General features: G+C 45.0%; 12 protein-coding genes. 7 read left to right on the top strand and 5 right to left on the bottom strand.

Translation table 11 applies throughout. The features are described from left to right. Positions 1–83: 83 nt before the first annotated feature. Together Q4546_RS14075 and Q4546_RS14080 are read left to right on the top strand one after the other, a co-directional pair. Entirely contained in the window at positions 84–623 is a 540-nt protein-coding gene (locus tag Q4546_RS14075; RefSeq protein WP_102440154.1) for a DUF2780 domain-containing protein, read from the top strand. 133 nt (positions 624–756) lie between these two features. Beyond that, positions 757–1,206, top strand: a complete 450-nt coding sequence (locus Q4546_RS14080) for a TerB family tellurite resistance protein (RefSeq protein ID WP_102440153.1) — start codon at positions 757–759, stop codon at positions 1,204–1,206. 58 nt (positions 1,207–1,264) lie between these two features. Here Q4546_RS14080 and yjeH read toward each other — a convergent pair whose 3' ends face one another. Beyond that, positions 1,265–2,539, bottom strand: coding sequence for an L-methionine/branched-chain amino acid transporter (gene yjeH / locus Q4546_RS14085; RefSeq protein ID WP_102440152.1), 1,275 nt, complete (start codon positions 2,537–2,539; stop codon positions 1,265–1,267). A 140-nt stretch (positions 2,540–2,679) separates the two neighbouring features. Between yjeH and Q4546_RS14090 the strand changes: the two genes are divergently transcribed. The 5 genes from Q4546_RS14090 (at position 2,680) to menE (ending at position 8,533) form a co-directional block, all read left to right on the top strand. Continuing rightward, a complete protein-coding gene (locus Q4546_RS14090) occupies positions 2,680–3,114 on the top strand; it encodes an Lrp/AsnC family transcriptional regulator (RefSeq protein WP_102440151.1) in 435 nt (144 codons plus the stop codon). A 179-nt stretch (positions 3,115–3,293) separates the two neighbouring features. Continuing rightward, complete coding sequence (menD, locus tag Q4546_RS14095; RefSeq protein WP_102476596.1) at positions 3,294–5,021, top strand: 2-succinyl-5-enolpyruvyl-6-hydroxy-3-cyclohexene-1-carboxylic-acid synthase; 1,728 nt, start codon at positions 3,294–3,296, stop codon at positions 5,019–5,021. Further along, positions 5,021–5,791: a 2-succinyl-6-hydroxy-2,4-cyclohexadiene-1-carboxylate synthase gene (gene menH / locus Q4546_RS14100; protein ID WP_102440149.1), complete on the top strand. Its 771-nt coding sequence runs from the start codon at positions 5,021–5,023 to the stop codon at positions 5,789–5,791. The genes menD and menH overlap by 1 nt, the downstream gene beginning before the upstream one ends. Positions 5,792–5,802: 11 nt before the next feature. Further along, positions 5,803–6,963 carry an o-succinylbenzoate synthase gene (gene menC, locus Q4546_RS14105; RefSeq protein ID WP_241903580.1) on the top strand — a complete coding sequence of 387 codons (1,161 nt, stop codon included), beginning with the start codon at positions 5,803–5,805 and terminating at the stop codon, positions 6,961–6,963. 1 nt (position 6,964) lies between these two features. Next, the gene (gene menE, locus Q4546_RS14110) at positions 6,965–8,533 is read left to right on the top strand and encodes an o-succinylbenzoate--CoA ligase (RefSeq protein ID WP_102531319.1); all 1,569 of its coding nucleotides are present in this window, start codon (positions 6,965–6,967) and stop codon (positions 8,531–8,533) included. A gap of 125 nt (positions 8,534–8,658) precedes the next feature. On the opposite strand, the gene rpoH is transcribed toward menE, so the two are convergent. From rpoH to ftsY, 4 genes are all read right to left on the bottom strand, one after another. Then, entirely contained in the window at positions 8,659–9,522 is an 864-nt protein-coding gene (gene rpoH / locus Q4546_RS14115) for an RNA polymerase sigma factor RpoH (RefSeq protein ID WP_102440147.1), read from the bottom strand. Between the two features lie 255 nt (positions 9,523–9,777). Then, a complete protein-coding gene (ftsX, locus tag Q4546_RS14120) occupies positions 9,778–10,743 on the bottom strand; it encodes a permease-like cell division protein FtsX (protein ID WP_102440146.1) in 966 nt (321 codons plus the stop codon). After that, positions 10,743–11,435 (bottom strand): cell division ATP-binding protein FtsE, encoded by a 693-nt coding sequence (gene ftsE, locus Q4546_RS14125; protein WP_076538182.1) that lies wholly within the window; start codon positions 11,433–11,435, stop codon positions 10,743–10,745. Before ftsE ends, ftsX begins: the two co-directional genes overlap by 1 nt. Before the next feature lie 6 nt (positions 11,436–11,441). Beyond that, positions 11,442–12,694 (bottom strand): signal recognition particle-docking protein FtsY (gene ftsY, locus Q4546_RS14130; RefSeq protein WP_303446465.1); only part of this gene is annotated, 1,253 nt, incomplete at its 5' end.

Below are 12,694 nucleotides of genomic sequence, written 5' to 3' on the forward strand. Positions count from 1 at the left end.
CTAAATCAATTGTCACAATTTTGTTAATAGCGTTACAATGTTAACCAAAGTATCCAATTATTATTACCTACAGGACGGCCACAATGAAAATGACTCCCGCAGTAAGCCTTTTATTAACCGCATTTGCAGTCACCACACCCGCTCAAGCTGGATGGTTAGATAACATTTTTGGTAGTGATGAAGAAAAAGTTGAAACCGTCGCCGCTACTGAAGCGGTTGCTGATGCACAATCAACTGATTTAGTTGGTAATGTCATGTCACAGCTGGGGTTAAACCAGCAGCAAGCTGAAGGTGGTTTAGGGGCATTGCTAAGCTTAGCGCAATCTAACTTGGGCGATTCAGACTTTAGCCAAATTTCAGATAGCATTCCCGGTACTGATGCGCTATTGGCAGCAGTGCCAGCACTATCTTCAGATTCAGGTATGACAGGGTTATTGTCTCAAGCTGGTGATATTGGTAAGTCACTTGAAGGCGCGAGCATGGTATATGACACCTTTGAAGCACTTGGAATTAAAAAAGAATACGTGGCGCCTATGGTCGATATTGCCAAGTCTTATCTAGAAAGCAACGGCTCTGAAGGCACAGTTGATATGTTGATGAAAGGCCTTGGTTCAATCATGTAACATTTGCGGTATCGTTAATGGATTAATTTTAATTAATGCCGAGCCATTCGCTCGGCATTATTGTCTCTGTTAAGCTAAAGTCATCACATAGGCTGACACAGCTGCATACATCGTTTTGTTTATTGGAGGCAATATGATTGCTAAATTAAAACAGTTCTTACAATCCCATACCCAAGCGACCACCCCAGAAGATCAAGCGCGTCAGCTTAATCTCGCTGCTGCCAGTTTATTACTTGAAGTCATGTACGCAGATGAAACCCTTGATGAGCAAGAGGTGGCCATGTTGCCAGCTATGCTCACTAAGAATCTCGGTTTGACTCTGCAAGCCGCTGATGAGCTCATCGCTGAAGCCAAATTGATTCAAGGCAATGCCACCTCATTGTACGAGTTTACCGCTGAAATAAACGCCCAATGCTCCATCGCCCAAAAACAGAAACTGTTACTGGGGATGTGGAAGCTTGCCTACTCCGACGGCAAACTGTGCCGCAATGAAGATCAAATCATTCGCCGCACCGCAGATTTGCTGCATTTAAAGCACAGTGAAGTTATTCAAATGCGTAATATCGCCATGGAGCAACGTTAAGGGCTCTTTGAGGGCCTAACTCGCGTCGAGGTAGCCTCACAAAATTAAGCTCTTATAGCTAATCACTTATTAGCGCCTTACGAGTTAAATGATTTTTCTGCCAATAGATGAAGGGCGCAACGGTCAGCACTAAGATGCACGAATACCACATATTCTCAGCGAGTGCGTAGCCCACTCCAATACAAAATACACAGCCCGCCACCACCAAAGGTAAGTAAGCTTTACTGAGTAACTTTGCCGCTGACAACATGGTTAATAAATAGATAATCACAAACACCCCATTACTCCAGGCAATCAGATCTTCAAGTTTCTGCTCAGTGATAAATGTCAGTACAATAACCATCACCATAGTCACTAAAATGGTCACCAATGCCCGCAAAGGTACGCCGTATGAGTTCAATTTTTCAAAATACTTGGGCAATATTCCTTGCTGGCTAAAACTCCAAAGTAGCCGCGCTGCACTGGCACAATATACATTTACCGTTGCCAAGCCACTTGCTATGCCTAATACACCGATAACTTGCGCCCCAATGGCAGGCACACCCAAACCGCTCAATAGCTGATTAAAAGCATGCACCATTGCAAGGCCCTCAGCTTCAGCTGGCACAATTAATAACAACAAGGTGCATACCAGATAAATAATCCCCACCAACACAGTGCCTAACATCATTGCTGGTAACATATCTTTTTTCGGGTCGCGAAAGTCATTGGCTAAATGGGTCATGGCTTCTATGCCTAAAAAGCTCCAAAAACCGATGCCCATGGCTAACATCACGCTCGCCGCTTCTGGTTTAGCGACTGCAGAGAGCGAGGTTAATTGCCCAAGGTTGGCGCCGCTGCTGCCAAATAGCACAGTCACTACAGCCACAATGGCCAGTGTTAGCCCAAACTGTAATTTGGCAGACACTTGAATGCCGCGATAATTAAGCAGCAATAACACAGCAACAATGGCGATTTCGGCGGCCAATTGCCCCCAACCTGTTATAGCAACCAGCGCATCCATAAATTGAAAGGTCATTAAAATGGCTGCGGGGGCGCCAATGGGGATCACTAATAAAAAAATCAGCCCTATGGTGCGCCCTGCTGTGATACCAAAGGCTTTTTCAATAAAATAAGCTGGCCCTGCGGCATGGGGGAAGCGACTTGCCAGCAAGCCAAATACCACTGCCACCGGCAATATGGCGACTGTGAGTATAATCCACGCCAGTAAAGCGCCACTCCCAGCCACCTCTATGGTCATCTGTGGCAATATAAATACCCCAGTGCCCAGCAAAGTGGTGGCCATCAGTCCTGCGCCTTGCCAGCGCCCTATGCTTGCTGTAATTTGATTCATTGTCTTTATCTATAGTGATATTTAGTAAGAGTATAAGCTGATAGCGCTTGTCAAACTGCAGCATATCACCTGCAAGATCACCGAACAAACCGACAAAATGACGGCATTTAGCTCAACAACCAACATAATGAGGGTTAGCCTTGGACAAGTTCGATCAATTAATCATTAACGCATTACGCCTTAATGCCCGCCAAAGCATTTCAAATATTGCTGAGCAAGTGAGTTTATCTCGCAGCGCAGTCACTGAACGCATCAAAAAGCTAGAACAAACCGGCGTGATCCGTGGTTATCAAGTGCTATTGAGCGAGTCACAAAAAGAAGGCGTTTCAGCGTATTTCGAAATCCAGCATGAACGCGCTAATTGCGCTGATGTAGTCCATGTTTTTCACGCGATTCCTGAAGTGATCACGTGCCAAGGCATTACCGGCGAAATGGATTTATTAGTGTATGTGAATGCCCCATCAATGAAGCGCTTACATCAAATTCGGGAATACATTGATGCCCAAGCCGATATCGTTAAAATCAAAACCCACGTGGTGATGAGTGAATGGATTAATAACCAGCCCAGTAATTAGGCTATTAGGTTAAATCAAAGTCGCTAGCTTGAATTGTAGCAATTTATCTGTTCCCCTTTACTGGCGCTATTTTTAGCTTATCAAGCTAGCTTTTTATAATTTTCCAACCGAAATCTTAGATATAGCAGCTTGATAGCGTTACACTTCTTAGTAACTGGTTTTCTATTAGGTTTATCAACATGCAATCACAGCCGACATCTGACATCAATTTACTTTGGGGCGCACTCATTTTAGAAGAGTTAGCCAGACTGGGTGTTAAACATGTTTGTATGGCGCCAGGCTCTCGCTCAACCCCATTAACCTTAGCCGCAGCGGCGCAGTCAAGCTTGCAATCTCACCTTCATTTTGACGAACGTGGGCTGGGTTTCATGGCGCTGGGCTTAGCTAAAGCCAGTCACAGCCCGGTGGCCATCATCACCACTTCTGGCACTGCGGTGGCGAATCTGTATCCCGCCATTATTGAAGCTTGGCTTACTCAGGTGCCGCTGATTATTTTAACTGGCGACAGGCCGCCTGAACTCATTGGCTGCGGCGCTAACCAAGCCATTAATCAGCCCGCCATTTTTGCTGATTACGCTAAGCAAGTGAATTTACCGACGCCGGATCTTGCCATCAGCCCTAATACCTTGCTCACCACCATTGATGAAGCAGTGGCAAATTTAACCCAGCCAGTACATGTCAATTGCATGTACCGAGAGCCTCTGTATCCCACAGAGCTTCAAAGCCTAGGGCAATTAGCCCAATCAATGAGTGATTATGTAACGCCAATTACGCCATGGTTAAACCACTCTCACCCTTACACGGATTACGGCCAGTTAGCTCAAACCAATCTGCCTAGCCAAGACACTATGATGCGTTTTGCACACGGCAAAGGGATCATTGTGGCGGGAACCTTATCCCCCCAAGAAAACCCAAAGCAAATTATTGAATTATCTCAAAAACTGGGTTGGCCAATAGTCGCCGACGCGCAATCACAACTGAGGCAGCACCCCAGTGTTATTGGCCATATCGATCAACTGCTGCTAAATCCTAAAGCCAGTAAATTTATTGAACAAGCTGACCGCATTTTGGTGTTTGGTGGCCGCTTTATCTCTAAGCGTTTAATCAGCTTTATTGCTAATCATCAATGGCATAGCTATTGGCAGGTATTAGCAAACCAGCAACGACTGGATCCAAACCATCAATCAAAACGAATTTGGCAAGCCAGTATCACTGCCATGTGCAATAACAATTGGCCTCGCTCCTCTGCAGCTAATTGGGCGTTAAGCTTAGTTGAGCACAATCAAAACATTGAAGCATTACTGACGCAGCATATTGATCAAAGTAGTTTTGGTGAGCCGCAAGTGGTTCGGCATATCGCTCAGCAGCAAAGCGCATCACATCAATGGTTTATTGGTAATAGCTTGCCAATACGCTTATACGATATGTATGCACCAATCATTTGCGAGCTACCCGATATTTATACTAACCGCGGCGCATCGGGTATTGATGGCTTAATCGCTACCGCAACTGGGGTGGCATTAGCCAATAATCAGCCTACCACCTTGCTTATTGGGGATATTTCCAGTTTGCACGACTTAAACTCACTGGCGATGACCAAACACGTTAACAGCCCGTTTGTGATTGTGATTTTAAACAATGACGGCGGTAATATCTTTAACCTGCTGCCGGTACCCAATGATGCCGTTCGAGAGCAATATTACCGCTTAAGCCATGGCTTAGAATTTGGCTACGCAGCAGCCATGTTTGGTCTGGCCTATAATCAAGTGGATAGTTTAACGAGTTTTAATGAAGCCTACGCCGATGCGATGGGATATGCAGGCACCTCAGTCATTGAAGTGAATGTCAGCCCAACTCAGGCCAGCGATCAGATTAAACTCATCGGACAATGGGTGAGGCAGCACTAATGCCAATAATTAATCGTTTTGGCGACACCAATTTACCAGCACTGGTATTATTGCATGGTTTTTTGGGGTCAAAAGAAGACTGGCAAGCAAGCTTACAGATTTTAAGTCAGCACTTTCACTGTATCTGTATCGACTTACCAGGCCATGGTGACAATCAGCTAGAATTGCCAACCCCAGGCTTTGAAACGGCGGCGCAGTCTATTGTCGATAAAGTCATCCAGCTCGGTTATAGCCAATTTCATTTGTTAGGTTATTCATTAGGTGGCCGTATTGCACTGCACATTGCCAAGCTTTACCCCAAAGCAGTATTAAGTTTATTGCTGGAGTCAGCGCACTTAGGCTTAACCAGCAGCCGCGACAAACAAGCACGCCTCAAGCACGATCAAAAGTGGGCCGATAAGCTCGCCGTCGAACCTATTAGAGACTTTCTCGAGCAATGGTATCAACAGCCAGTATTTGCTAATTTAACCACGGACGCTAGAAAAAACCTGATTGCGATTCGCAGTAAAAACAATCCCCAAGCGCTGCTGCACTGTTTTAAAAGTACCTCGCTAGGGTTACAACAAAATGGCGAAAAAGTGCTGAAGCAATTACACTGCCCCGCCTACCTGTTAGTGGGAGAACAAGACAGTAAGTTCAGTCAACTTGCCCAGCAGTGGCAGCAAAAACTGCAACTTAACACAGTCACCATTGCTCATTGCGGTCACAATATCCATAAAGCGCAACCTAAGATGTTTGCCGCTAGGATCATCCAACTTTTAACCCCTTAAGGACATCATTCATGGCAACCGCTAACAGTAATAATAACCAGGTTTTAATGAATGCCCCACGTATTAGTCAGCTTGAGTTATATCGTTATCAAATTAACTTGGCGCCCCATTTACCCGTAGCTAAACAACGTATTGATATCCGCCACGGCTTAGTCATTGCAGCAAGTCTAACTAGCGGCCAACAAAGCTTTGTTGAAATAGCGCCACTGTCTGGCACTGACATTGAAGGCGTGGCGCTCAGCGGTTTTAGTCATGAATCACTTGACGCAGTTATCGAACAACTCACCACCCTATTACCACGCTTAATAGGCAGTAGCCTTACTCAAATTAATGAGATATTGGCATCTGCTGAGCTTTATCCATCCGCTGCATTTGGCTTAAGTTTATTAGCCCTTAAGCTTGATGGCGGGTTTGATCATCCCCAATATGATTATGCTCAATCAATGCAAAGTAAAATTGGCCTTTTCTATTATCAACCAGACTCAGATCTCAATAAGTTACGAGCAAAACTGGCCCAATTAGATAAACGCAGCTACTCAGTTAAAGTGAAAGTCGCCCAAGCCAGTATCGAGCAGGAAATAAAATATATTCATCAAATACTTGAGCTTAATCCAAAGCTTAAACTCCGTTTAGATGCCAACCAAGGCTTTACACCTGAGCAAGCCATTGAGTTTCTAGCGTGTTTGCCTAAAGCGGCCATTGAATATATTGAAGAGCCATGTAAAACCCCAGCAGAAAACCAACAGGTTTACCAAGCCCTTAAAATTCCTTTTGCTTTAGATGAAAGCTTAAACGACAGCAAGTATCAATTTGACATGCTTGAAGGTCTAACCGCGCTGGTAATTAAACCCACCATCATAGGCAGTATTAATCAATTAACAGGGTTAATTACCACGGCCAATAGCCATGGCGTGCGCTGCATTTTAAGCTCAAGTTTAGAGGCAAACCTTGGGATTAATGACTTGGCTAAATTAAGCTATATGCTGACTCCAGATGAAACCCCAGGACTCGATACCCTATCAAGCTTTAGTGAACCGCTTATTGATAAGCAAGGCCAACTGAATAAAGCGGTTTGTGTGCTACTGCAGCGCGAAACGATTTCTGAAGCGACGATCAATCAAGACGCTGATCTCAATCAAGCATCGACCCTTATTGCCGATAGCGAGCATTAATATGAATAACATGATATCGCCGCTGCACCAAACTGCTATTGAACATCCAAATGCAGTGGCAATCATCTTACCGAATAGCGCCGCTGAGCTCACAGCGGGTTTCAATAAAACCGCCAGTGCATCAACTGCGAGTAACGATACCCAAACCGCCATTAGCTATGCTCAGTTAAGTCAGCTGGTATTAGCATTGGCGCAGCAACTTAGCGGCCAAGGGGTTGCAAAAAATCATCGACTGGCCTGCATTAGTCGTAATAATCTGGAAATGATTTGCCTGTATTGGGCCTGTATTGATTTAGGGGCATTATTTTTTCCGATATCACCCCGTTTTCCTGCTGCGCAAATAAGCCAACTATGCCTGCGTTTTAACATCAATTACTATTGGTCTGAGGCTGATTTAACACCGCAATTAGCATCAGTATTAGCCACACAGGCACAGCCGCAACCTATCACAACTGAGGTGACATTTAAGCTTAACCTAAATACCAGTAAGCCACTCAGGCCCTTCGCTATCGACGCTAGCCAGCCAGTGAATGTTATTCTGACCTCTGGATCAAGTGGCACCCCAAAAGGAGTGGTTCATAGCCTTAGTAATCATATTGCTAGCGCCACAGGCTCAGCTGAAAATATCAACCTAGATAAAGGGGATAGCTGGTTATTATCATTACCGCTATTTCATATTGGCGGCCTCGCCATTGTTAATCGCTGCGCCATCGCCGCTGCCACCATAGTACTCAGTACCGAGCAGCCTCTTGTTAAGCAATTAGCCCAAACGCCATTAAGCCACTTATCGTTAGTATCTGCCCAGCTAAGCCAGATTTTAGACACTGATGCGACAGTACTTAAACATGTAAAAGCATTATTGCTCGGTGGCGGCGCGATCGATCTGCTACTGGTTAAACAGCTAGCTCAGTTACACATCAGCGCTTTTTGCAGTTACGGCATGTCAGAGATGAGCTCACAAATCACTACCGCGGCCATTAATAGCGCTAATCATTTAGGTACAGCGCTGCCACAGCGGCAATTAAAGCTAGTTGATGGGGTAATTTGGGTCAAAGGCCCATGTTTATTTTTAGGCTATTTACAAGCAAGCCCTGATCACACCCTAAGCGCTTCACAGCAGCGAGCAGAGCCCATACTTGAGCGTCCTGTTGATGAGAACGGTTGGTTTTGCACTAATGACCAAGGCCAATTTGATGACCAAGGTCAGTTACATTTACTGGGCCGCGTAGACAATATGTTTATCTGTGGTGGTGAAAATATTCACCCAGAAGAAATTGAAGCCGCCTTAAGGGCTCACCCTGATATCGCTCAGGCCATTGTGTTTGGCCAATATGATGCTAAATTTAGCTTGCTACCAGCAGCAATTATTCAATTTAAAGCTCCCCAAGCCCAGCTAACAACCGAGGTTATTGGCAGCATTGAAGCACTGCTATTAAAGTTTATCGCTCGCTTTAAGCGCCCGCGTCACTATTACCCTTGGCCCGATAATATTGAGTCCGCCAGTTTAAAAATACCTCGCAAACAGATCATTGCTGCGGTTAAGAGCCAATATAACCTCGACTCACTTTAGGCTGTTTTATCACGGCTTTCAGCTAATAACAGCTTTAGTTGAAAGCTAATTTTTAGCCACAAAAAAACCTGCCGTAGCAGGTTTTAGTTTTTAGCGAGATTGAAGTGAATCAACCCGAGGCTAAGTTAGATTTCCATACAAGATTTAAGCTTGGTCATGGCATTCTTTTCAAGCTGTCTAATGCGCTCTGCAGACACTTGGTAAGTAGCGGCTAATTCTTGTAGTGTTGTCTTGTCATCATCTAACCAACGCGCTCTTAAAATATGTTGGCTACGTTCATCAAGGGTTTTAATTGCCGAGAATAAACGCGCTTGAGAGTCTGACTCCCAATTTTGATTTTCAACTTCAAGTGCAACATCGGAAGAATGATCTTCTAAATAATGAACTGGGGCAAAATCCACACCGCTGTCATCATCATTGTCGCTGGCTAAATCAAATGCAGGATCTTGAGCCGCCATACGCGACTCCATCTCAGTGACGTCTTTTTTAGACACCCCAAGGTTTTCGGCAACCATGCCGACTTCTTCATCACTAAACCAGCCTAAACGCTTTTTGGTTTTACGAATGTTGAAGAATAATTTACGTTGCGCTTTGGTGGTGGCAACTTTCACAATACGCCAGTTTTTAAGCACGTATTCATGAATTTCAGCTTTAATCCAATGCACAGCAAAAGACACCAAGCGCACACCAACACCAGGATCAAAACGTTTTACCGCTTTCATCAAACCAATGTTGCCTTCTTGAATAAGGTCCGCCTGTGGCAAACCATATCCTGAATAACCTTTAGCCACATGCACTACAAAGCGCAGGTGCGACATAATCAGTTTTTTTGCCGCTTGTAGATCGCCAGTTTCTTGCAAACGCTTGGCTAACTCATGCTCTTCTTCGGCCCCAAGCATTTCGATGCCTGTGACTGACTGCATATAAGCTTCTAAGCTGCTACTACCTCTAGGGACAGTAAGTGACATAGATTGCGATTGAAAGGCCATTGGCGCTCCTACATTAACAACATTAAAACGGTCTATTGCTCATTATACAGCTAGCTGGCGGCAATAGCTTGTGAACTATCTATGATATGGCGACATATGTCAACATGGCGACCAGATTAGTTGGTGCACATTTTTTGTGCTAATTTATACTCGACTGAAAACACATCGATTACAAGTTAATAAAAATTCATCAAAGCCGCGATCAACTTAGCTATTACGCGATCAATTTAGCTATTAAATGATACCAACCAAGCCCTAAGAAGGTTCAATGGCACGTAAATGCTGCCTTACCGATAAGTATGAACCTAGCCAGCCTAAAAACGAGGCAAGTAGCACTAACTTAATTAGCTCAGAGAAACTCAAGGCTTGAATTTGCAACTGGCTACCATAAAGACCTAACAACTCAGCTAAAGCAGAATCAAGATACCAGACTAATAAATTGATAATAACCCAAGCTAACACGCCGCCAATCACCCCATACCAAATACCGGTATAAAGAAACGGCCGTTGAATAAAAGACTCTGTGGCGCCGACCAGTTTCATGACTTCAATTTCAGTACGGCGATTCATAATGGCTAAGCGAATAGTATTGCCAATCACTAACACCACTGCTAATACCAGTAACGCAGCAATGGCGAGTACCGTGCGCTCAATTAACCTGACCATGGCTTGCAGGCGCTCAAGCCATTCAATATCTAAACGGCCAAAGCTCACTTCAGGCTCACGCTCAAGCTTTACTAATAGTTGTCTTGCCCCTTCAGGGCTCGAGTGACGCGCCAAAGGTGTTACCACCACCACGGCTGGCAACGGGTTACTATCAAGGTAAGATAATGCTTCGCCAAAGCCTGATAAGCGCTGAAACTCTTCTAGCGCTTGCTCGCGGTTTATATAGTCAACCGCATCAACTTCAGCGTATACATTAATACGGCGGATTAAATTTTGAATAGATTGCTCACTGCGGCCTTCGTTAATAAATAACGATATTTCAGCAGCATTATTCCATGACTGGGTGATGTTCTCGGCATTTTTAACCAGTACTTGCAAAGCTGCAGGTAAGCTTAAGCTCACCCCAAGTACCGCCATGGTCATCACAGAGGACACCGGGTTGCGCCACAGCTCGCCCACACTCGCCATTGCTTGCTGAATGTGGCGCACAAAAAACATCACTACTCGACCCGTAAAAGGCAGCTTACTGGCGGTAATTTTAACTTTTCTGGTCATTATACTTGCCCTTCTGTGGTCGCAGAATAGAGCTCGTCATTGCCAAGCATTTTGCCCTGACGCAGGGTTAAGGTGCGGTATTTCATCCGGGCAATCAAGCCTAAGTCATGGGTGGCAATCAGCACGCTAGTGCCAGAATCATGGAAGGTTTCGAATAATCTTAAGATATCCATCGATAACTTAGGATCTAAGTTACCTGTGGGTTCATCGGCCAGTAATAAAGGCGGTTTGTTGACAATGGCGCGGGCAATACCAACACGTTGTTGCTCACCGCCAGATAGCATGATGGGTAAATGACGCTCTTTGCCATACAGCCCCACCATGTCGAGTGCGCCAGCAACTCTTTTGCGGATCTCGCCGTGGGAGAAGCCTTCAATCACTAATGGCAGCGCAATATTATCAAATACGCTTTTATCCATTAATAAGTGGTGGTTTTGAAAAATCATGCCGATATTGCGACGTAAATACGGCACATGCTTTTTCCCTAACTTGGCAATATCATGACCATTAATCGATACTTTACCGGCACTGGCTCGCTCAATCACAGTGATCAATTTGAGCAAGGTACTTTTACCTGCGCCAGAATGTCCGGTTAAAAAGGCCATTTCCCCTTGTTGGAGGTGAAAATTAACTTCTGAGAGTGCTTTTTGGCCACCCGGATAAATCTTACTGACTTGCTCAAACTGGATCATAAATGACTATTCTGCCTTTTCCTGACTAAATAATGCTTCGATGAAATCGCTGGAATTAAAAGTACGTAAGTCATCAATTTGCTCACCAACACCTATGTGTCGGATCGGAATATTAAACTTATCAGCAATGGCGAAAATAACCCCACCTTTTGCAGTACCATCTAATTTACTAATGGTGATCCCCGTTACCCCAACGGCTTCTTGGAATAACTGCGCCTGGCTAATGGCATTTTGCCCGGTACTTGCATCTAGCGTTAGCATCACCTCGTGAGGCGCATTAGGGTCTAATTTTTTCATGACGCGAACAACTTTTTTCAGCTCTTCCATCAAATGACTCTTATTTTGTAAACGCCCTGCCGTATCGGCAATCAGTACGTCAACATTACGCGCTTTGGCAGCTTGTAATGCATCAAATAATACCGAGGCACTGTCTGCGCCGGTATGTTGGGCAATCACTGGGATGTCATTACGTTGTCCCCAAACCTGTAATTGCTCAACGGCTGCTGCACGGAAGGTATCACCAGCCGCTAACATGACAGATTTGCCTTGTTTTTGATACTGTTTTGCTAATTTACCAATGGTGGTAGTTTTACCCACGCCATTGACGCCGACCATTAAAATAACAAATGGGCCGTCTGCATTTTCAGGCACTAAAGGGACTGCCACTGGATCGAGAATAGTTTGTAATTCGTCTCGTAATAAATCATATAGCGCTTCGGCATCTTTAAGTTGCTTACGTGATGCTTGTGAGGTCAAATTATCAATCAGGCGAGTGGTGGTTTCGACGCCCACATCGGCAATCAATAATTGCTCTTCGAGTTCTTCGAATAAGTCATCGTCAATTTTTTTACCGCGGAAGATCCCCATAAAGCCGCTACCAATGTTTTCACTGGTTCGCAGTAATCCACGCTTTAAGCGGGCAAATAAGCCCTCTTTTACCGGTTTAGCCTGAGGCTCATCCACTTTCTCTTGCTCAACGTCAGCCGCTTCGGCTTCTGCTGCCAATCGAGCTTGTTCTTCGTCAGCAAGACGTTGCTGCTCTGCTGCACGTTCAGCTTCTAGTGCAATACGCGCCGCTTCGGCTTCTGCTGCCAATCGAGCTTGTTCTTGGTCAGCAAGACGCTGCTGCTCTGCTGCACGTTCAGCTTCTAGTGCAATACGCGCCGCTTCGGCTTCTGCTGACAATCGAGCTTGTTCTTGGTCAGCAAGACGCTGCTGCTCTGCTGCACGTTCAGCTTCTAGTGCAATACGCGCCGCTT

The organism is Shewanella sp. 4_MG-2023 (assembly GCF_030548015.1).
In the GTDB taxonomy this organism is placed as follows: Bacteria; Pseudomonadota; Gammaproteobacteria; order Enterobacterales; family Shewanellaceae; genus Shewanella.